Source organism: Campylobacter taeniopygiae (assembly GCF_005406225.1).
GTDB classification, from domain to species: domain Bacteria; phylum Campylobacterota; class Campylobacteria; order Campylobacterales; family Campylobacteraceae; genus Campylobacter_D; species Campylobacter_D taeniopygiae.
Window position 1 is genome coordinate 1 of sequence record NZ_NXLY01000056.1, and the last position, 925, is coordinate 925.

A 925-nucleotide genomic window follows, 5' to 3' on the forward strand; every position below is an offset into this window, starting at 1 on the left:
CATCAATGAAAACATCCTTATGACTAAACAAGGTTTAGAACAAGATAACCAAGCTGTAAAAGAATCTGTTTCTACTGTTCAAGTAGTAGAAAAAGGAGATTTAACTGCAAGAATCACTGCAAGTCCTAGAAATCCACAATTAATAGAACTCAAAAATGTTTTAAATAAACTCTTAGATGTCTTACAAGAAAAAGTAGGATCTGATATGAATGCTATTCATAAAATCTTTGAAGAATATAAGAGCTTAGATTTTAGAAACAAATTAGATAATGCTAAAGGTAGTGTTGAAGTAACTACTAATGCTTTAGGTGAAGAAATCATTAAGATGTTAAAACAAAGTTCTGAATTTGCTAATCACTTAGCAAGTGAGAGTTCTAAATTACAAAACGCTGTTCAAAACCTAACTAGCTCTTCTAATTCTCAAGCAGCTTCTTTAGAAGAAACAGCTGCTGCTTTAGAAGAGATTACTTCTTCTATGCAAAATGTTTCTGTAAAGACTAGTGATGTTATCACTCAATCAGAAGAGATTAAAAACGTTACAGGTATTATTGGAGATATTGCAGATCAAATCAATCTTTTAGCCTTAAATGCTGCTATAGAAGCTGCACGTGCAGGAGAACATGGACGTGGATTTGCTGTTGTGGCTGATGAAGTTAGAAAACTAGCAGAAAGAACTCAAAAATCATTGAGTGAAATAGAAGCTAATACAAATTTATTAGTTCAATCTATTAACGATATGGCAGAATCTATTAAAGAACAAACTGCAGGTATTACTCAAATCAATGAAAGTGTAGCTGCTATTGATCAAACTACTAAAGACAATGTAGAAATTGCTAATGAATCAGCTATCATTTCCAATACAGTTAGTGATATAGCTAATAATATATTAGAAGATGTTAAGAAGAAAAGATTTTAAGAGATCTTT

At 31.1% G+C, this 925-nt stretch carries 1 protein-coding gene; it reads left to right on the top strand.

All coding sequences use genetic code 11. The features are described from left to right. On the top strand, window positions 1-916 hold a 916-nt coding region (locus tag CQA75_RS08915), incomplete at its 5' end, for a methyl-accepting chemotaxis protein (RefSeq protein ID WP_137624601.1). Window positions 917-925 lie beyond the last annotated feature (9 nt).